This is a genomic window from Rhodoglobus aureus (assembly GCF_039527955.1).
GTDB classification, from domain to species: Bacteria; Actinomycetota; Actinomycetes; order Actinomycetales; family Microbacteriaceae; genus Rhodoglobus; species Rhodoglobus aureus.
The window spans coordinates 1-708 of the sequence record NZ_BAAAKW010000039.1 but is presented as its reverse complement, the minus strand read 5'-3'; the positions used below and the strand labels follow the sequence as shown (position 1 = coordinate 708).

The window sequence follows — 708 nt, the reverse complement described above, 5'->3', positions numbered from 1 at the left end:
GGGAGTGGTCATCGATGACGGTATGCACGAACGCTTTCCCGATCAGCGGTGCGTGGCGCTTGCTGCGGTCTGCCCCGACGGTCGCGGCCCGGTGCTTGTTTCCCTGTTGCCGTCCGAGGTAACGGTGCCCGCCGCCGTCGGGAATATTGCCGAACTTCGTCACGTCCACGTGGATCATCGCGCCCGGTTTGTCGTGCTCGTAACGTCGCACCACCTCACCGGTGCGTTTATCAATGTGGTGCAGCCGGTTGAGCCGACAGCGCACCAGCACGGCATGCACTGTCGAGGCTGGCATGTTCAGCTTCCACCCAATCCCGACCGGTCCAAGGCGTTGCTTCCACCGCAGATGCCCGATCTTGCGCACCATTTCCTGCGATGTCCGGTTCGGGCTGCGGTGAGGCCGCGACGACCGGTCGGCCATCCCGGCACCACCCATCGCGGCATACCGGTCCGCCCACCGTTTCGCGGTCGGCCACGACACGTTGAACTGGTGGGCTGCATCCGAGACGGTCCATCCGTCGTCGATGATCAGACGCGCGATCCGAAGACGGTGACGCGGGGTCAAAGCAGCATTAGCGTGGGACATGAGGGTCTCCTGGTCGAAGTGGTTGTGTCAACAACTCCACTTTCAACCGGAGGCCCTCACCCAGCCCTCAACAACTACAGCGAGTCGTCACACCGATTCAACCAACGTCCCTGGGCAGTACA

Annotated in this window: 1 protein-coding gene; it reads right to left on the bottom strand. The window is 63.0% G+C overall.

Annotation, left to right across the window (positions count from 1 at the left end; genetic code table 11):
* A partial coding sequence (locus ABD112_RS11520; protein WP_343926014.1) for a helix-turn-helix domain-containing protein occupies positions 1-586 on the bottom strand: 586 nt, incomplete at its 3' end.
* Positions 587-708: the final 122 nt, after the last annotated feature.